Source organism: Alteriqipengyuania flavescens (assembly GCF_030406725.1).
GTDB lineage: Bacteria > Pseudomonadota > Alphaproteobacteria > Sphingomonadales > Sphingomonadaceae > Alteriqipengyuania_B > Alteriqipengyuania_B flavescens.
The window spans coordinates 713,921-730,751 of record NZ_CP129107.1 but is presented as its reverse complement, the minus strand read 5'-3'; the positions used below and the strand labels follow the sequence as shown (position 1 = coordinate 730,751).

Genomic DNA, 16,831 nt, shown 5'->3' with positions numbered 1-16,831 from the left:
CAATATCACCCACCGGGCGCGCGGGCGAGCGATTACAGCGGGATGCGAAGCCGTGCGTCGAGCCCGGACGGCATTTCGTCGGTCGCGGCGCGGTTGGCGAGCGTCAGCGTTCCGCCGTGCTGCTGCGCGATGGCACGCGCCAGGGTGAGGCCCAGGCCCGCGCCGCCCGTGTCGCGGTTGCGCGACATTTCGCCGCGGCGGAAGGGTTCCAGCATCGCGACCATGTCCTTATCGGGGATGCCGGGCCCGTCGTCGGACACGGTGAAGACTGCCTCGTTGCCTTCGCGGACGAGCGACAGCCGCACATTTTCGGCATAGCGCAGGCCATTGCCGACGAGGTTGCGCAGCGCCCGCCTGAGCCACGTGGCATGCGCCGGGGCGGCCATGCGCGCGGTTTCGCCCAGTGTCACGGGCTCGCCCATATCCTCATATTCCTCGACCAGCGCGGCGGCGAGGGCGGACAGTTCGATCCGCTCCGCCGCGTCGGTCGGCCGGCCCACGCGCGCCAGCGTCAGTATGTCGTCGAGCGACCGGGCGATATCCTCGATACTGGCGACCATCTTGGCGCGCGCAGCCTCGTTCTCGACGCTTTCGATGCGGACGCGCAGCGCGGCGAGCGGAGTCTTGAGGTCGTGGCCAATCGCGCCGAGCATCACGTCCTTCTCGTCGAGCAGGGCGACGATCCGGCTTTCCAGCGCATTATGCGCGGCGATCAGGCGGCGGCTCTCGTCCGGCCCGGCGGGTTCCAGCGGCGCGGCGGCGGACTGGCTACGGGCGAAATCCTCCACCCGGGCCGTGAGGCCGCGCAAGGGACCGACGATGCGGCGCAGGACCAGCCACAGGATACCGATGAGGACGAGGTAGAGGAGGAGGGTCTGGAGCAGGATCGCCCCCAGCGCGCCGTCCGGCCGTTCGGGCACGGGGACGCGGGCCTGCAGCCACATGGCGCTGCCCTGCGGCAGGATGGAAATGACAGCGAGCCGCCCGGGCAGCGGGCGCCGGGCGGCAAGGCGCGGGCGGTCCTGGAGGAACCGGCGCGCGAGCGGGTCGGCGGTGGTTTCAACGATCTGCGCGCGCAGCTCGGTGACGGCGATGGCCTGCCCGTCGAGACTGTCGCGGACGGCGTTTTCGAGGCGTGGCAGACGCGGCGCGTCGGGCAACTCCGGCGCGGCCGTTTCGATGATCGCGAACCGGCGCAACCCGCGATCCGATCCGCGCCCGCGGCGGCGTTCGAAACGCTGGGGGCGCTCGTCGCCGATCCGCTCGGACCCCACTCGCTCAGCCAGACGCACGGCCACGGTGGTGGCGACGAGGTCGGCGGCGCGCTCTTGCGCCGCGCGATACTGCAGGACGACCGAGATTGACTGCGCCACCAGCAGCGCCAGCGCCACGGCGAGCAGCATCTGGCCGAGCAGACTGCGGGGCCACAGGCGCACGACGTTCAGTCCTTCGGTCCAGCCACACGGCGGACTTCGGCGGCAAGTCGATAGCCGCCGCCCCACACCGTCTGGATCAGCTTCGGATCCTTCGGGTCTGCCTCGATCTTGCGGCGCAGGCGGCTGACCTGGTTGTCGACCGCGCGGTCGAAGGCATGGGCCTCGCGCCCTTTGACCATTTCGAGCAGCCGGTCGCGGTGCATGACCTGGCGCGGATGGTCGAGGAGGACGGTGAGGAGGCGGAATTCGGTCGTGCTGATCGGTACGGTCGCGCCGTCCGGATCGGTCAGGCGCTGTTTCAGCGGATCGAGCTGCCAGCCTTCGAATTCGTAACGCGCCGTCTCGCCGGGATAGGCATCCTCTGCGCTGCGCCCCGCGCGGCGGAGGACCGAGCGGATGCGGGCGACAAGCTCGCGCGGCTCGAACGGCTTGGTGACATAATCGTCCGCGCCGATTTCCAGCCCGACGATGCGGTCGGTCGCTTCGCCCTTGGCGGTCAGCAATATGGTCGGCAGGTCCTGCGCTTCGACCAGGTGCCGCGTCAGCGACAGACCGTCCTCGCCGGGCATCATGATATCGACCAGCGCGATGTCGGCGCGCCCTTCCAGCAGGCGCGAGCGGGCAGCGGCGGCGCTGTCCGCCTCGGTCACGACAAACCCCTGGCCGGTGAGATACTCGGCCAGGGGTTCGCGCAGGGTCCGCTCGTCATCGACGAGCAGGACCCGGACGGGTGCGTCTTCGCTCAATTGCCGCGGCGCTGCTGGCGCGTTTCGCGCATCGCGGCGCGGGCGGACTGCTTCTCGGCCGCGGTGACGACGCCATTGTTGTCGGCATCCGCGCGGTCGAAGCGGGCGAGGGCGGCGGCTTGGAATTCGGCCTGCGAGATCGCGCCGTTGCCGTCGGTGTCGGCGCGGCGCATCATCGCCATGTCGCCGCGATGGCCGCGGCCTCCGCGCCGACCCCATTCACGTTCCTGGCGCTCGCCACGTTCACCGCGACGTTCGGCGCGCTGTTCGCGGCGCTCCGCATGGTGCGTTTCGAACTCGGTGCGGCTGATCATGCCGTCGCCGTTCGCGTCGAGGCGGTCGAACATCTGTCCGGCGCGCGCTTCGCGGTCTTCGGCATCGAGCACGCCGTCATCGTTGGCGTCCATCTTGGCGAACCGTTCTGCGGTGCGCTCGATCGCTTCGGCGCGGGTCGTGTCGGCGTTGCGGTCTGCGCTCTGGGCGTAGGCGGCGCCGCCGGCCAGCAGGGCGGCGGTGGAGATTGCGATGGTCAGTCTCTTCATGGTTTCGGCTCCTTAGAACAAATCGGGGGAGCTGCGAAGCGCCGGACCTTCGGGGGGGGGAGGGAGAGGGGACCGGCCCGGCGACTTCGCAACTCACATTTGCCGTTCTAGGGGCGAGGTGTCGCATGAATTTGCCGGGTCGCTGCGAAAGTGTCGCAAAGTGTCGCAGCACGGGCGCGCCGTTCATGCGAGGGCCAATTTCGCGGCCAGCTACCGGGGCCGATGCTCCGTGCCGAGGCCGGAGGTGATGAAGATCGCCGTGGCGCTTTCGGCCACGTCGGCGGTGTGCCACACGCCGGGCTCGTTGATCGCGTATTCGCCGGCGGCCAGCGTAACCTGTCCGGTGCGTCCGTCGGGCCATTCCTGCGTCAGAACCATTGCGCCTTCGATGCAGATTACCACTTCGCTACCGGCGGGATGGACTTCCCAGCTGTCCCAATCCTCGGTGAAGCGATGCATTGAGACCAGCCTGCCTTCGGCCCCGTCCGCGCCATGCCGCTCGCCATAGGCCTCGTACCACTCCATCCCCGCGAAGGGTGACTGCGGCACGGCTGTGGCGCCAAGGCCGAGGTGGATGAATTCGTCCCTGAGCTTGTGCGTCTTGGCCATCGGTCAGTTCCTTTCCTTCGTCATACAGAACGCGTTGAGCTTGTTGCCGTCGCGGTCGCGGAAATAGGCGGCGTAGAAGAAATTCCCGCCCTCGTCCGCATCGCCGCGCGGACCCGGGGCACCTTCGTCCGTGCCGCCGGCGTTGAGCGCGATAGAGTGCAGTTTGCGCACCTGTTCCGGCCCGCTGCATTCCAGCGCCACCATCGTGCCGTTGCCGACGCTCGCCTCGTTTCCATCGAACGGCTGGGTCAGTGCGACGCCCGGTTTACCGTCCATGCCGCCCCAGGCGATGAACGTGTCGAAATCCATCATCCTTCCGACGCCCAGCTCTTTCGCAATGGCATCGTAAAAGGGCGCGCTACCCTGCAAATCGTTGGTGCCCAGTGTGACGTAACCGATCATCTGCTTGCTCCTGCCGACTCGCAAACCCTTGCGACTGGTTGGAACATTACGCGAACATCGGGCGAGCAGCAAGACGACCCTGCCCGGCAGAGCACGCTTGCGGTCAGATCGGCTGGCAGGCATCCTCCAGCCAAGCCAGCACATCGCCTTCGAGCTGGGGCGCGAGCAGCTCGCGGGTCCGCGCGTGATAGGCGTTCCACCAGTCACGCTCTTCCGAAGTGAGCATTTCTGCATCGACCAGCGTGCGGTCGATCGGGGCGAAGGTCGTGGTCTCGAATTCCAGGAAATCGCCGAAATCGCCGCTCTTGTCGCTCGGCTGGATGATGACGAGGTTTTCGATCCGGATGCCGTATTCGCCGGCCTTGTAGAAGCCGGGCTCGTTCGAACAGATCATGCCGCTGCGCAGCGGCTCGCCGGTTCCAGCCTGCCCGCCCGCGGGCTTGGCAATGCGCTGCGGCCCTTCGTGGACGGCGAGATAGGCGCCGACGCCGTGGCCGGTGCCGTGGGCATAGTCGAGGCCGGCCTGCCACAGGTGCATCCGGGCCAGCACGTCGAGCTGGCCGCCGGTCGTGCCATCGGGGAAGACCTGCCGGGCAAGCGCGATGTGCCCCTTGAGCACACGGGTGAAGCGGTCGACCACTTCGGCGGGCGGCGCATCGGGGCCGATCCACACGGTGCGGGTGATGTCGGTGGTGCCGTCCGGATACTGGCCGCCAGAATCGCACAGGAAGACGCTGTTCGGCTCGATCGGAAGGTTGGAATTCTCGTCCACCCGGTAATGCGGCAGGGCGGCGTGCGGTCCGGCGGCGGAGATCGTGTCGAAGCTGATGTCTTTTAGGTCCGGATATTCCTTGCGGAAGGCGAGCAGCTGCGCGGCGGCCTTCAGCTCGTCGAGCTCGCCCTTCGGACCCTCGACTGAAAGGTAATGGAGGTACTTGGCAATCGCCGCACCGTCGCGGATCTGCGCGTCGCGCTGGCCCTGCTGCTCGACGGCGTTCTTGCGCGCCTTGGGCACGATGGTTGGGTCGCGCTCCGCCACCACGACCGCGCCACCTTCTTCCAGCGCCTGCGGGATCGCGGCGACCGAGAGGGCGGGGTCCACGGCGACGCGCTTGCCCTTCATGTCTTTCAGCGCGCCTTCGAAATCCATCCGCTCGCGGATGCGCACAGCGTTGCCCAGGTGCTGGGTCAGTTCGGGCGAGACCTTCTCGCCGGCGATGAAGAAGTCCGCCGTGCCGTCCGCATGGGCGATGACGTAGGACAGGGTGACGGGCGTGTGCGTCACGTCCTCGCCGCGCAGGTTGAGCAGCCAGGCAACGCTGTCGAGCGCGGAGATGACGGTCGCATCCAGCTTCTCGGCTTTCAGCCATTCGGCGATCTCGGCGCGCTTTTCGGCGCTGGAGCGGCCGGCCAGCTCTGTCTCATAGGGCAGGGCCTTGGCCGGGGAGGGGGCGGGGCGATCGTCCCACACGGCGTCGATGGGATTGCCGTCCACTTCCACGATCTCGCCGCCCTTGGCCTGCAGCACGGCGTGCACCGCTTTCGCAAAGCCGCGGTCGTGCAGCCACGCGTCGTAGCCGATGCGCGCGCCGTCCTTCGCGTTTTCCTTAAGCCACTTCGCGATGCTGGTCTGCGGCACGCTTTCGTATTCCCAATGCGCGGGATCGACCTGCTCGCGCACCTGGATCGTGTAGCGGCCGTCGGTGAACATCACCGCGCGGTCCTGCATCACCAGCGCGCTGCCGGCGCTGCCCGCGAAGCCGGAAATCCATTCCAGCCGCTGGGCATAATCGCCGACGTATTCGCTCATGTGCTCGTCGGAAATGGGGACGATGAAGCCGTCGAGCCCGCGTTTCGCCAGCTCTTCGCGCAGGGCCTTGAGGCGGGCGGCGAGAGTCTGTTCGTCGGGGGTCTTCATCAGCATGGCAATCGGTCCGTGGGTCTCGAGTCTGTGGTTCTCACCAAAGCAGGTGGGCGCTCCCCGCTGCAGGTGCAAGCGGAGTCTGGACCCGGAACATAGCACATTGCGATGCAAACGCCTCCCTTTGCGCATCGCCTTTCAAACAGACGAAGGACGGTTGCAGCAACCCCTCGCCTGCCATAGAGCCTGCCGCACAATCCTCACCTGCGGAGCCGCACCATGCGCATCGCCTTTCCCGCCCTTTTCGCAATACTCGCCTGCGCCGCCATGCCGGCCCTGGCGCAAGAGACATCCATGGACGAACAGACCACCGCCCCCACCGCGCCTCCCGTTGCGGAGCAGCGCGCGCACAGCTTCACCCGCCACGGCGTGACGATCGAGGACCCGTACGACTGGCTGTACGACAAGTCCTATCCCGAGATCGACGATGCCGAGGTGCTGGAATACGTGAAGGCGGAAAACGCCTGGTTCGAAGCGCGGATGGCCCCGCGCGAGGCGCTGGTCGAGGAACTGTTCGAGGAGATGCGGGCGCGCATCAAGGAAGACGACAGCTCCGTGCCCCAGAAGGACGGCGACTGGCTTTACTGGTCCACGTTCGAGGAAGGCGCAGAATACCGCAAGCACTGGCGCCGCCCGGTCGGCGCGGCGGATGACGGCAGCGCCGACGTCCTGATCCTCGACGAAAACGCCCTTGCCGAAGGGAAGGAATATTTCCGCCTCGGGTCCACCTCCGTCAGCGAGGACGGCAATTTCCTCGCCTATAGTTTCGACGACAACGGTTCCGAACGCTTCACCGCGCGGATCAAGGACCTGCGCACCGGCGAATTGCTGGACGACGTGATCCCGGAAACCCTGTCTGGCCTGACCTGGGTCGCGAACGACACGGCGCTCGTTTATGGCAAGGCCAACGCCAACTGGCGCGTCGACAACGCGCGGCTCCACCGCATCGGCACGCCGGTGGAACAGGATGTCGAGCTTTACCGCGAGGAAGACGAGGGCTTTCGCGTCGGCGCGGGGCTGTCCAGCAACCGCGAATGGCTGGTGATCGGCACCGGCGACAACGAGACGAGCGAGGTCCGCTTCGTTTCCGCCGCCGATCCCACGGGCGAGCAGGTGCTGGTCCGCCCGCGGCAGAAGGGCACCGAATACTCCGTCGATATGAAGGGCGACACGCTCTACATCCACACCAACGATACGCATGTGAACTTCCGCCTCGCCAGCGCGAGCATCGACGCACCGGGCGAATGGACCGAAGTGCTGGCAGGATCGGACGAATTCTACCTCACCGATGTCGACCTGTTCGAAGGCTTCATGGTCACCGAAGGCCGCCTCGGCGGGCTCGACCAGGTGCAGATCCGCCGGTACGAAAATCCCGGCGAAGCGCTGCCCATCGCCTTTCCCGAAGCGAGCTACACCGCCGGGCTGTCGAACAATCCCGAATGGGACCAGGACGTGCTGCGCCTGTCGTACCAGAGCATGGTCACGCCCGGCACGGTGTTCGATTACCACCTCACCGACGGGCGGCTCGAAACGCTGAAGGTGCAGGAGATCCCGAGCGGCTACGACCGCGAGCTCTACGTGACCGAGCGGCTGGAGATCGAGGCGCGCGACGGCACGATGGTTCCGGTCAGCCTGGTCTATCGCAAGGACCGGCCCGAAGGTCCCGGCCCCCTCCACCTCTATGCGTACGGCGCATACGGCTATGCCGTGCCGCCGGGCTTTTCGACCTCGCGCCTCAGCCTTGTCGATCGCGGCTTCGTTTACGCCATCGCCCATATCCGCGGGGGGGACGACCTGGGCCGGAACTGGTACCTGCAGGGCAAGCTGATGGAGCGAGTAAACACGTTTACCGACTTCGTCGACGTGGCCCGCGGCCTTGCGGACCGCGGCTATACCGAAGCGGGCAAAATCAGCATTTCCGGCGGCAGCGCCGGGGGCGAGCTGATGGGCGTGGTCGCCAACACCGATCCCGACCTGTGGGGCGCGGTGGTGGCGCATGTGCCTTTCGTCGACGTTCTCAACACCATGCTGAACGAGGAGCTGCCGCTGACGCCGGGCGAGTGGCCCGAATGGGGCAACCCGATCACCGACAAGGCGGCGTTCGACTATATCCGCAGCTACAGCCCCTACGACAACGTGACCGCGCAGGATTATGCGCCGATGCTGGTCACCGCCGGGCTGAACGATCCACGCGTTACCTATTGGGAGCCGGCCAAGTGGGTCGCTCGCCTTCGCGCGACGAAGACGGACGGCAACGAACTGCTGCTGAAGACCAACATGGGCGCCGGCCACGGCGGCAAGTCGGGCCGCTTCCAGAGCCTCTACGAAACGGCGGAGGAATTCGCCTTCATCCTGTGGCAGCTCGGTTTGGAAGATTGAAAGGTTTGCCCGGCATGACGCTGCGACGAATTGGGGGCCTCTGACATGCGCAAATTGCTGCTCGTTCTGTTCATCCTGGTGGTCGTCGTCGGCGCCTGGTGGTGGGAAAGCCCCGTAATGGCGCTGAAGAACCTGCGCGACGCGGCGCAGGATCGCGATGCGGCCAAACTGTCGCGGTCTATCGACCTGCCCGCCTTCCGCGCCTCGCTGAAGAACGAGCTGGGCGAGATGGTTGAAAAGGAAGCCGCCGGCAACCCGATCGCGGGCGTCGCCGGGCGCGTCGCGGTGGACCGGGCGGTGGACCAGCTGATCACGGCTGACGGGATCGCTGCCGCCATGGCGGACGAGCCGCGCGACCCGCTGCTGCGCAACATCGCCGGCGCGCTGGGCGCAGTGGCCATGCAGCAGCAGAACGTCGAGAATTTCGATATCGACCGGGGCTTCAACACCTTTACCGTCTCGCGCGTGAATGGGGAGGGCGCGGCGCTTGCCACGCTGATCTTCCACCGTGACGGTCTGGGCTGGAAGCTGTCCGGGATCGACGTTCCGTGAGCAACAGCCACACGCGCAGCTTCACCGCGCAGGCAGGGCACATCGACGTCAACGGCCACGTCAACAACGCGGTCTGGCTGCAATGGGTGCAGGACATCGCGACCGAACACTGGTTCGCCGTGGCCGCACCCGAATTCCGCGACGATTACGTCTGGTTCGTGACGCGGCACGAAATCGACTATCGCGGCAATGTGGGTCTGGGCGAGACGGTGGAGGCGACGACCTGGATCCCCGACCCGCCGCGCGGCGCACGGTTCGACCGCGCCGTCACCTTTCGCGATGCGGCGGGCAAGGTGCTGGTCGACGTGCGCAGCACCTGGGCGATGATCGAGAAGGAAAGCGGGCGGCTGGTCCGGATCAGGCCCGAAGTCGCCGCGCCGTTCTTTCCCGAGGACTAGGCCAGAACATCCTCGACCGGGCGATAGTCGTAGCCGAGCTCGCTCGCCACGGCTTCGTAGGTCACCTCGCCCTTGTGCACATTGAGGCCCGCGGCAAGGTGCGGGTCCGCCCGCAGCGCTGCCTTCCAGCCGTCGCGCGCGATGCGCATGGCGTGCGGCAGGGTCACGTTGTTGAGCGCATAGGTGCTGGTGCGCGCCACCGCGCCCGGCATGTTGGCGACGCAGTAATGGACGATATCGTCCACGACGTAGGTCGGGTCGGCATGGGTCGTCGGCCGGGAAGTTTCGAAACAGCCGCCCTGGTCGATCGCCACGTCGACCAGCACGGCGCCCGGCTTCATCAGTCCGAGCATTTCGCGCGTCACCAGCTTGGGTGCCGCCGCGCCGGGGATCAGCACCGCGCCGATGACGAGGTCGGCCTGCCGGATCGCGTCTTCGAGGTTGGTCTTGTTGCTGAAGCGGGTGGACGCGCGCGCTTCGAAGAAGGTGCCGACCTTTTCCAGCACTTCTGGGTCGCGGTCGAGGATCTCGACATCGCCGCCGAGGCCCACGGCCATCTGCGCCGCGTTGAAGCCGACGACGCCGCCGCCGATCACCACGACCTTGGCCGGCAGCACGCCCGGCACGCCGCCGATCAGCACGCCGCGCCCGCCATGCGCCTTTTCGAGCGCGCTCGCGCCCGCCTGGATGCTCATGCGGCCGGCCACCTGGCTCATCGGGGTGAGCAGCGGCAGCCGCCCGCGCGGGCCGGTCACGGTTTCATAGGCGATTGCGGTCACGCCGCTTTCCACCAGGTCCTTCGTCTGCTCCGGATCGGGCGCGAGGTGGAGGTAAGTATAGAGGATCTGCCCTTCGCGCAGCTTGGCCCGTTCGACCGCCTGCGGTTCCTTGACCTTCACCACCATTTCGCATTCGGCGAAGATCGGATCCGGCCCGTCGACGATGGAGGCACCCGCATCGCGATATTCCGCGTCGGTCGCCCCGATCCCCAGGCCCGCGCCGCTTTCGATCCACACCTCGTTGCCGCGGCTGGCGAGCTCGCGCGCGCTTTCCGGCGTCAGGCCGACGCGGTATTCGTGATTCTTGATTTCTTTCGGGCAGCCGATCCGCATGGCGCTCTCCAACGGCGATTTCGATTGGAGAGGCCGTTACGGTTGAAACCAGTTGCCCGCAACCTCAATCGAATTCGCCCAGCAGCGCCATCGCCCCGCGCAGGCCCTGCAGAGTGGTGTTCTGGATTTCGATGCCGGGGTGGGCATTTACCTCGATCACCATTGGCCCGTGGTTCTTGTCGTGGACGATGTCGACACCGCAGTACCCCAGCCCGATGGCGGGGCCGGAACGGCCGGCGATGTCGAGCACCTTGTCCCAGTGCGGCACCTGGAAACCGATCAGATTGGCGCCGGTGTCGGGATGGTGGGTCAGCACCTTCGTGCCCTGCTTGGCGCGAAAGATAATCCCCGTGTCCAGCGCAACGCCCGCGCCGATCCCGCCCTGGTGCAGGTTGGCCTTGCCGTCGGATTCGTTGGTGGGAAACCGCATCATCGCCATGATCGGTTCGTTCTTCAGACAGATTACCCGCATGTCCGGCAGCCCGTCGTCGACCAGCGCGGCGATGGTCGGGTCGGCGATGATCAGCGGCTCGATCAGCGCCGCATCCTGCGGCTCGCTGTCGCCGGAAAACTGCCCGTCGACCACTTTCTGGACATGGTTGTAGACGTCCGCCGGGGTCATTTCCTTGCCCGAACCCTTCAGCCAGTTGCGCCCCTTCTTGCCCACGGCCAGCAGGATGCCGTCGCCCTGCGATCCGCGTGCGGGCTTGATCGCCCAGGCCGGCGGCAGGACCTTCTCGGGGTCGAAATTACCGAGTTCCCCATAGCTGGAGATAACGGCTATCGTACCGGTGGTGGCGATGCCGCGTTCGACCAGGGCCACTTTCGCGGCGACCTTGTCGCGGGCCCGCTCGATCGCTTGCCGGCCGTTGTATTTCGCGATGATCGCGTTTCGCAGGTTGATCCCCAGAATCTGGTCCGGTTGACGCACTTTCGGCGACGGTCGCTTCAGGAGCGCCGACGCCGTTATTGACGAGGAGGTCTGCGATGTCGCCGGGCGGCTGTGCTCCACCCGGGTCGAGCCCGGTGTTTTCCGTCCCAGAATCCTGTCCCGAAGCGAGCGGATTGGCGTTGGCATTGCGTCTTCCTTCCAGCCAGATAGGTGCGAAGCGGATAAGTTCGGACAGCCTCAGGCCGCGGTATCGGCCGAGGACTGCGATCGCGACCGCCATGAAGGCGGGCATGAGCAGCGGTGAGAAATTGATGACCGCGAGGGCCACGGGCGAAACCATCACATAGGTGATGATCAGCGAGACGAGGAACGTGCTGCCGGCGTGCCAGACGGAAGGCCACCAGCCGTCCTTCTCCCACGTCTTGCGCCAGCGTTCGACCACCAGCGCGCAGACGACGACGGGGAATGCGTCGACCTGCAGGTTCCGGTCGAGGATGGTCTGCAACGCGACGAGAATGAGCACCACGAGCGAAATCAGCACGCCGAGGAAACCGACGCGGGTCATTCGCAATTTGAGCAGGGCGGGGGCCATCATCATCCCGGCGAGCACCGAGGTGCCGAGCACCACGGGGCCGAAGACGGGGCCGATCTGCAGGAAGGCGAGGGCGATCAGCATCGGGGTGAACAGGCCGAACGCCTTCACGCCCACGAAGCTGCGGGCCAGCACCACCAGGAAGGCGCCGACCGGCAGGACCATCAGCAGGTTGGAAGGCTTCAGGCCCCAGACGGCCTGCGAAACGGCGATCCCGCCGAGCGCGGACGGCATGTCCGTCCAGCGGGAGGTATTCCAGAAACCGAGTACGGTGAGCACGAGCAAGACGGCCCCGACCGCACAGCCGATGTAGAACGGCCGGCGGACTTGGGGCGTCGCCCGCGCAATAATGCGCTTAAAGAGTTGGGCTTGCTTAGAAAACATATCCCGCGGCAATGGTCAGGCGGTAGCCTGCGCGGTCACGGCGTTCGTCGTTGGAATCGATGAAGATAGCCTTGGCCTCGGCCTCGATGCGCCACTGGCCGGGCCACCACAGCAGCTCGACTTCGGGGGCGATGCGGAAATCGCTGCGGACCTCGCCATCATCGCCGGTGCGGCCGCCGAAACGGGTGTGCATCGCTTCCACCCCCGGCCGCACCCGCAGGTCGCGGTTGAGCGGGCGGGTGTAGCTGACCGCGGCGGACTGGCGCGAATAGCGGCGGAACGCATCGTCCGACCCGATGCTCTCGGCGCGCAGGTCTGCCGCGATGTAGTGATAGCGACCCAGCCGGTGGCGGTATTCCGCATCGACACGGGGGCCACGGCCGGTGGTGGCGAAAGCGTCAGGTCCGTCTTCCGGGGAAGGATCGTATTCCCGCTCGCGCCAGCTTGCCGACAGGCGGAAGCGGTGGGCGCGTTCGGGCTCGTAAGTGAACCGCACGAGGCCGGACGTTTCGTCCGTGTCGTTCGCTTCGGCGGTGATGAAATCGTCGTAGCGGCAGGCCTGCAGCCGGATTTCCCAGTCGCTGTCCAGTTCCTGGTCCAGCGTGGCGGTGAAGCGGTCGCGCTGGTAGCTGCTGCGACCCTCGCCCAGCCGGTCGACGTAGATCCGGTCGGCCTCGAGCTGGAAGGTGGTGGTGTCGCTTTCGAGCTCGATGCCTGCCTGCAGGCGCAGCGTCGCCGCATCGCCATCGACCACGATCTGCTCCTCGCGGTCGCCGCTCTCGGCGCTGACGTAGCCGACTTCGACCCGGCCGTAGGGATCGAAGCGCCATCGCGCGTCATCCTGGGCCGCGGCGGACGGTGGAAGCACCAGGCCGAAAATGAGGGAGCAAAGCGCGAAAGCCCCTTTCACGCGAGCGCGGACGGTTGTCTTGCGTTCCATGCAGGGGTTTCTACGGAGCGCGGCGTAAAGAATTTGCTAACCACGCCCGGCAACCACGAGCGCTAACCAGTGTATTTTAGCGGTCTCGGGCGGTGAGAGGGCCGCGGCAGGTCAGGGCTGTCCGGCTCCGTTGAGGGGGATCGTTAACGATTGGCCGGGGCTCGTGCGCCTGGTCCGTGCGCGAGGCGGAGCTGCGAGGGGGGGCGTCGAGCGCAGAAATCTGCCGGGGAAATCTCGTCTGTATTACAGGACGTTGCCGTCGCGGTCGCGATAGACTTCGCGCTTGCCGACGTGGTTGGCGGGGCCGACCAGCCCCTCCTCTTCCATCCGCTCGACCCATTTCGCGGCGGTGTTGTAGCCCACCTTCATCTGTCGCTGGATCCAGCTGGCGGACGCCTTCTGGCTCTCGAAAACGATCTGGCAGGCGGCGCGATATTTTCTTTCCGCCGGGTCGTCGCTTGCGGTCAAATCGTCCTCGAAACCGAATCCGCCGTCTTCCGGCTCCTCGGTCACGCTGTCGATGTATTCGGGGCTGCCCTGGCCGCGCCAGTGGTTGGCGACCTCCTCGACCTCCTCGTCGGACACGAACGGGCCGTGCACGCGCTTGATCGGATCGGTGTTCGGCTTGAACAGCATGTCGCCCTTGCCGAGCAGCTGTTCCGCGCCCTGTTCGCCCAGGATCGTGCGGCTGTCGATGCGGCTGGTGACGTGGAAGCTGATCCGGGTCGGGAGGTTGGCCTTGATGACCCCGGTGATGACGTCCACCGACGGGCGCTGCGTGGCCATGATCAGGTGGATGCCGGCGGCGCGCGATTTCTGGCTAAGCCGTTGAATCAGCACCTCGATATCCTTGCCGACGGTGACCATCAAATCGGCCAGTTCGTCCACGATCAGCACGATCTGAGGCAGGACTTCGTAGTCGAGCTGTTCCTCCTCGAAAATTTCCTCGCCGGTCTCCGGATCGAAGCCGGTCTGAACCCGCCGGCCGAGCGGCTTGCCCTTGGCGATTGCGGCCTTCACCCGTTCGTTGAAACCGTTGAGATTGCGCGCGCCGATGCTCGACATCATGCGATAGCGCCGCTCCATTTCCTCGACCGCCCATTTGAGCGCGCGGACCGACTTCTGCGGCTCCGTCACCACCTGGCTGAGGAGGTGGGGGATGTCGTCGTAGCTCTTCAGTTCCAGCACCTTGGGATCGATCAGGATCAGGCGCAATTCGGCGGGGGTGAAGCGGTACAGAAGGCTCAGCAGGATGGCGTTGAGGCCGACCGACTTGCCCGAACCGGTGGTGCCGGCCACCAGCAGGTGGGGCATGGCGGCAAGGTCGGCGACGATCGGCTCGCCGGCGATATCCTTGCCCAGGATGATCGGCAGGCCGCCCTTGTGCCCGGCGAAGGCTTCCGACGCGATCAGTTCCTTGAAACTGACCATCTGGCGCTTCGCATTGGGCAGTTCGATACCCATCACCGTCTTGCCGGGAATGGGCGAGACGCGGGCGGACACCGCACTCATGTTCCGGGCGATGTCTTCGGCAAGGCCGATCACGCGGCTGGCTTTTATGCCGGGTGCAGGCTCCAGCTCGTACATCGTGACCACCGGGCCGGTGCGCACGGCGGTGATTTCGCCCTTCACGTTGAAATCGTCGAGCACGTTTTCGAGCAGGCGGGCGTTGCGTTCCAGCGCCAGCTTGTCGATCTTCGGCGCGGCATCCTCGGCGGGGTCGGCGAGCAGGTCCAGGCTCGGCAACTGGACGTCGGCGAACAGGTCTTTCTGCTGCGTTTTCCGCACCTTCGCGCGCTGCGGCGGGGCGGTGGGATCGGTGATTTCCGGCGGCCGGCGCGGCGGTGCGTCGGCGACCACGGGCGGGTCCTCGCTCGGCCCGGGCTCGGCGAATTTGGCGCGGGTGGCGGGGATGATGTCGCGCGCGGCGCCGGGGATCGCGCGCGGGCGGCGCAGCAACAGCGGCAGGGTGAGAAGTTTTGCCCAATCGAGCGCGAACACGCGGCCCGCAACGAAGGCCCCGCCGGCCAGCGTCAGCAATGCGGCAAGGCCGATGATCCAGCCCGAAGCGGTATCCCCGGCAAGCCCTGCCAGCCCGCGCACCGCGCCCGCGCCGAGCAAGCCGGTCAGCCCGCCCATCGAAGCCGGCAGCGTGCCGCCGGGGCCGGTAAACACCAGCGACAGCGCGGTGGAGAGCAGCGCCATGCCGCCCACCAGCTTGCCTACGGTGCGCCACCACTTGCCCGCAACCGGGCCGGTGTCCTCGTTACCGGAATCGAGCCACAGCTTGCGGGCAAAGGCATAGAGCAGCGGCAGCAGCAGGACGGCCGGCACGCCGAACAGGAGCAGCGCGCGTTCGGATGCCCACGCGCCCGCGACGCCCATCCAGTTGCGCACGTCGTCGCCCGATGCCGCGGTCGATCCGCTGGGGTCGGTTTGCGTATAGCTGGCGAGCGCGAGGCCGAGGAACAGCATCGCCAGCACCAGAGCGCCGGCCCCTGCCATCTGCCCGGCGCGGCGCAGCGACGCGCGGAATGCGGCGCGCCAGTCCGCCTGGGCACTGCGGGTCATTACGCGGGTCGCCATGATAATTTCGTCCTCGTCCTAAGCGGGCGCCATTTGAGTCCTTGCCGGACTCGCCGTCAAGTGCGCGGTTGGGCTCGCAGGCCCGCTGCCAGCCCGTCGATCGCGCCCCAGCGCGGCCAGCCGAGCAGTTGCGCGCGTTCCGCCGTCATGCCGCCAAGCGCGATGACCGGGGCGAGCGACTGCTGCGCCAGCACCGCGAACCCCATCGGGCCGAGCGCATACGCGCCGGGGTGGGAGCGGGTGGGAAAAACGGGGGAGAGGAAGACGCCGTCGACCCCGGCAGCGTTGGCCGCCTGCAATTCGGCGCCGTCATGCGCGGTGGCGAGCCGCAGGAGGCCGGGGGCTCGCTGGAGCGCTGCGGGGCCATAAACACCGTCCGCACCCCACTCGCGCGCGGTCTCGATGTCTCCGGACAGGACGATGCGATGGCGATGCAGACGTGCCAATGTAGCCAAATAGGTGAAGTGCGTATGGCGCTTCTTACCACGTAGGTGATAGTGCCGGAAGACGAAGCCGGACGCTTCGGGCAGGTTTGCGAAGGCCTCTGCGATCCCGGCATCGTTGCGCTCGTCCGACAGTAGCCAGAGCATCGGGAGGGTCCCGCTGGCAGGGGAGGGGTTCCGCATCGTCACGCGGACGCTATAGCGGCTTTGCCATGGCCGACACACGAGAGAATTCCCCGCTCGAAACCGTTCGCGCGAACATTGCCGCCAAGTGCCGGATCGCCCGGCGCGCACCCGAAGACGTGACGCTCGTCGCGATCAGCAAGACCCATCCGGCAAGCGCGATCGAGCCGCTCCTCCGGCAGGGCCAGCGCCATTTCGGCGAAAACCGCGTGCAGGAAGCGCAAGGTAAATGGCCCGCGTTGCGCGAGGCCTATCCCGATGCGGTGCTGCACATGGTCGGCCAGCTACAGTCCAACAAGGCGGAGGACGCGGTGGCGTCCTTCGACATGATCCATTCGCTCGATCGGCCAAGCCTGCTGAAAGCACTGGCCAAGGCGATGAACAAGGCCGGCCGCCAGGTGCCGTGTTTCGTGCAGGTCGACGTGGGCGACGAGCCGCAGAAGGGCGGCTGCGCGGTGAAGGCGCTCCCCGGCTTCCTCGCCAAGGCGCGCGAGAGGGACGTGCCGGTCGCGGGCCTCATGTGCCTGCCCCCAGCCGACATCGAACCCGCCCCCTTTTTCGCGCTGCTGCACAAGCTGGCGCAGGACAACGGAGTGGAAGGCCTCAGCATGGGCATGAGCGGCGACTACGAAACCGCCGTAATGCTCGGCGCAACCCACGTGCGCGTCGGCAGCGCGTTGTTCGGGGAGCGGGGGTGAGGCTTCCGCAGATGGA

General features: G+C 66.8%; 16 protein-coding genes. 4 read left to right on the top strand and 12 right to left on the bottom strand.

The genetic code is table 11. The annotated features are described in order from the left end of the window. Positions 1 to 32: 32 nt before the first annotated feature. From QQW98_RS03840 to QQW98_RS03815, 6 genes are all read right to left on the bottom strand, one after another. On the bottom strand, positions 33 to 1,436 hold the full coding sequence (locus tag QQW98_RS03840; RefSeq protein WP_290136229.1) for a sensor histidine kinase: 1,404 nt from the start codon (positions 1,434 to 1,436) through the stop codon (positions 33 to 35). Between the two features lie 5 nt (positions 1,437 to 1,441). After that, a complete protein-coding gene (locus tag QQW98_RS03835; RefSeq protein ID WP_290136228.1) occupies positions 1,442 to 2,182 on the bottom strand; it encodes a response regulator in 741 nt (246 codons plus the stop codon). Next, positions 2,179 to 2,724 carry an EF-hand domain-containing protein gene (locus QQW98_RS03830; protein ID WP_290136227.1) on the bottom strand — a complete coding sequence of 182 codons (546 nt, stop codon included), beginning with the start codon at positions 2,722 to 2,724 and terminating at the stop codon, positions 2,179 to 2,181. The genes QQW98_RS03835 and QQW98_RS03830 overlap by 4 nt, the downstream gene beginning before the upstream one ends. Positions 2,725 to 2,934: 210 nt before the next feature. Then, a complete protein-coding gene (locus QQW98_RS03825) occupies positions 2,935 to 3,333 on the bottom strand; it encodes a cupin domain-containing protein (RefSeq protein ID WP_290136226.1) in 399 nt (132 codons plus the stop codon). A gap of 3 nt (positions 3,334 to 3,336) precedes the next feature. Then, positions 3,337 to 3,735 carry a VOC family protein gene (locus QQW98_RS03820; RefSeq protein WP_290136225.1) on the bottom strand — a complete coding sequence of 133 codons (399 nt, stop codon included), beginning with the start codon at positions 3,733 to 3,735 and terminating at the stop codon, positions 3,337 to 3,339. A gap of 103 nt (positions 3,736 to 3,838) precedes the next feature. Beyond that, the gene (locus QQW98_RS03815; RefSeq protein ID WP_290136224.1) at positions 3,839 to 5,659 is read right to left on the bottom strand and encodes an aminopeptidase P family protein; all 1,821 of its coding nucleotides are present in this window, start codon (positions 5,657 to 5,659) and stop codon (positions 3,839 to 3,841) included. A 291-nt stretch (positions 5,660 to 5,950) separates the two neighbouring features. On the opposite strand from QQW98_RS03815, the gene QQW98_RS03810 reads away from it, so the two are divergent. Genes QQW98_RS03810 through QQW98_RS03800 form a run of 3 tightly spaced genes read left to right on the top strand, consistent with a single transcriptional unit; the run spans position 5,951 to position 8,985 of the window. Next, entirely contained in the window at positions 5,951 to 8,035 is a 2,085-nt protein-coding gene (locus QQW98_RS03810; protein WP_290136223.1) for a S9 family peptidase, read from the top strand. 45 nt (positions 8,036 to 8,080) lie between these two features. After that, positions 8,081 to 8,587 carry a DUF2939 domain-containing protein gene (locus tag QQW98_RS03805; RefSeq protein WP_290136222.1) on the top strand — a complete coding sequence of 169 codons (507 nt, stop codon included), beginning with the start codon at positions 8,081 to 8,083 and terminating at the stop codon, positions 8,585 to 8,587. Next, positions 8,584 to 8,985, top strand: a complete 402-nt coding sequence (locus tag QQW98_RS03800) for an acyl-CoA thioesterase (RefSeq protein ID WP_290136221.1) — start codon at positions 8,584 to 8,586, stop codon at positions 8,983 to 8,985. Before QQW98_RS03805 ends, QQW98_RS03800 begins: the two co-directional genes overlap by 4 nt. Here the strand turns inward: QQW98_RS03800 and ald are convergent. The 6 genes from ald to QQW98_RS03770 all read right to left on the bottom strand — a co-directional run bounded on the left by ald (position 8,982) and on the right by QQW98_RS03770 (position 16,081). Next, on the bottom strand, positions 8,982 to 10,097 hold the full coding sequence (ald, locus tag QQW98_RS03795; protein ID WP_290136220.1) for an alanine dehydrogenase: 1,116 nt from the start codon (positions 10,095 to 10,097) through the stop codon (positions 8,982 to 8,984). The two genes, QQW98_RS03800 and ald, sit on opposite strands and share 4 nt — an antisense overlap. 64 nt (positions 10,098 to 10,161) lie before the next feature. After that, complete coding sequence (locus QQW98_RS03790) at positions 10,162 to 10,953, bottom strand: sugar-transfer associated ATP-grasp domain-containing protein (RefSeq protein WP_290136850.1); 792 nt, start codon at positions 10,951 to 10,953, stop codon at positions 10,162 to 10,164. Then, positions 10,847 to 11,860 carry a 7TM domain-containing protein gene (locus tag QQW98_RS03785; protein WP_290136849.1) on the bottom strand — a complete coding sequence of 338 codons (1,014 nt, stop codon included), beginning with the start codon at positions 11,858 to 11,860 and terminating at the stop codon, positions 10,847 to 10,849. The genes QQW98_RS03790 and QQW98_RS03785 overlap by 107 nt, the downstream gene beginning before the upstream one ends. A 94-nt stretch (positions 11,861 to 11,954) precedes the next feature. Next, entirely contained in the window at positions 11,955 to 12,905 is a 951-nt protein-coding gene (locus tag QQW98_RS03780) for a TonB-dependent receptor (protein WP_290136219.1), read from the bottom strand. 243 nt (positions 12,906 to 13,148) lie between these two features. Continuing rightward, positions 13,149 to 15,491, bottom strand: a complete 2,343-nt coding sequence (locus QQW98_RS03775; RefSeq protein WP_290136218.1) for an FtsK/SpoIIIE family DNA translocase — start codon at positions 15,489 to 15,491, stop codon at positions 13,149 to 13,151. Positions 15,492 to 15,547: 56 nt separating this feature from the next. After that, positions 15,548 to 16,081, bottom strand: a complete 534-nt coding sequence (locus QQW98_RS03770; protein WP_290136217.1) for a thiamine phosphate synthase — start codon at positions 16,079 to 16,081, stop codon at positions 15,548 to 15,550. Between the two features lie 65 nt (positions 16,082 to 16,146). On the opposite strand from QQW98_RS03770, the gene QQW98_RS03765 reads away from it, so the two are divergent. After that, a complete protein-coding gene (locus QQW98_RS03765; protein ID WP_290136216.1) occupies positions 16,147 to 16,815 on the top strand; it encodes a YggS family pyridoxal phosphate-dependent enzyme in 669 nt (222 codons plus the stop codon). Positions 16,816 to 16,831: the final 16 nt, after the last annotated feature.

Excerpts from the sequence above, each read along its gene's own strand:
- QQW98_RS03830 (WP_290136227.1), bottom strand. The coding sequence starts at position 2,724 with ATGAAGAGACTGACCATCGCAATCTCCACCGCCGCCCTGCTGGCCGGC.
- QQW98_RS03825 (WP_290136226.1), bottom strand. The coding sequence starts at position 3,333 with ATGGCCAAGACGCACAAGCTCAGGGACGAATTCATCCACCTCGGCCTT.
- QQW98_RS03820 (WP_290136225.1), bottom strand. The coding sequence starts at position 3,735 with ATGATCGGTTACGTCACACTGGGCACCAACGATTTGCAGGGTAGCGCG.
- QQW98_RS03815 (WP_290136224.1), bottom strand. The coding sequence starts at position 5,659 with ATGCTGATGAAGACCCCCGACGAACAGACTCTCGCCGCCCGCCTCAAG.
- QQW98_RS03810 (WP_290136223.1), top strand. The coding sequence starts at position 5,951 with ATGGACGAACAGACCACCGCCCCCACCGCGCCTCCCGTTGCGGAGCAG.
- QQW98_RS03805 (WP_290136222.1), top strand. The coding sequence starts at position 8,081 with ATGCGCAAATTGCTGCTCGTTCTGTTCATCCTGGTGGTCGTCGTCGGC.
- ald (WP_290136220.1), bottom strand. The coding sequence starts at position 10,097 with ATGCGGATCGGCTGCCCGAAAGAAATCAAGAATCACGAATACCGCGTC.
- QQW98_RS03780 (WP_290136219.1), bottom strand. The coding sequence starts at position 12,905 with ATGGAACGCAAGACAACCGTCCGCGCTCGCGTGAAAGGGGCTTTCGCG.
- QQW98_RS03775 (WP_290136218.1), bottom strand. The coding sequence starts at position 15,491 with ATGGCGACCCGCGTAATGACCCGCAGTGCCCAGGCGGACTGGCGCGCC.
- QQW98_RS03770 (WP_290136217.1), bottom strand. The coding sequence starts at position 16,081 with ATGCTCTGGCTACTGTCGGACGAGCGCAACGATGCCGGGATCGCAGAG.
- QQW98_RS03765 (WP_290136216.1), top strand. The coding sequence starts at position 16,147 with ATGGCCGACACACGAGAGAATTCCCCGCTCGAAACCGTTCGCGCGAAC.